The organism is Legionella gresilensis (genome assembly GCF_900639865.1).
Classification (GTDB): domain Bacteria; phylum Pseudomonadota; class Gammaproteobacteria; order Legionellales; family Legionellaceae; genus Legionella_C; species Legionella_C gresilensis.
On record NZ_CAAAHX010000046.1, the window covers coordinates 1 to 805 of the forward strand.

The window sequence follows — 805 nt, forward strand, 5'->3', positions numbered from 1 at the left end:
AAGGTGTTATTAAACGAGCAATTACCTTCTAATAACCTACAGCCTAACTTTTAAGTAAAGTACATATTGAATTTGCGTCTAATTTCTTAAGCCCAGCCTTGCAACAATTAGATGTTCCATCTTAAATAAGGTCATTTTTAGATATTTAAAGATTACATTTTTTATCAATATGTTATTTTAATTTGACAAAATAAATATTTACATAGTTAAGGTGAATTAATCATATAATTTATATGAATCCTAAGATTAACTTGCTATTAAAATATGAAAACATTAAATTCCCTAAAACGATAAATTCAAAAATCATATTATGAAATCGACCCTGCTCCTACCTAATGACTATAAGAAAATAAAGTCATATATAATTAAACAAATTAATGCCTGGAAAATTTCAATTAATGATTATGAAGATAAATATAATAAGAATTATTTTAATAAGACAACTCTGCTTTATGCTTGGCATCAAGCCTTTGAACGAATAAATAGTTTTTTATTGTCCGATAAAAAAATTGATTGTTTTATCATCACTGATAATAATGAGGAATTACAAGGTATAGCATTTGGAGCGAAACGATATTATGGAAATGTGACAGATGCATTGTCTTTATTTGGTAGACAAAAAATAATACCGTCTTACCATATACATGACATCTTAACAGCGCCATGGAATATCTTAGCTAGAGCTTTTAAAGAAAAAGAAGAAAACCTTCAGGATAGACACAAAAAAATAGGTACAACTTTAATGAAATTGATAGTTACTCACGCTATGACAAAAGATGTTAAACAAATCGTAGCTGATATTGAT

At 27.0% G+C, this 805-nt stretch carries 1 pseudogene; it reads left to right on the forward strand.

The features are described from left to right. Positions 1–310: 310 nt before the first annotated feature. Positions 311–805 (forward strand): annotated as a pseudogene (locus tag E1P04_RS17470) (hypothetical protein); the annotation flags it as partial.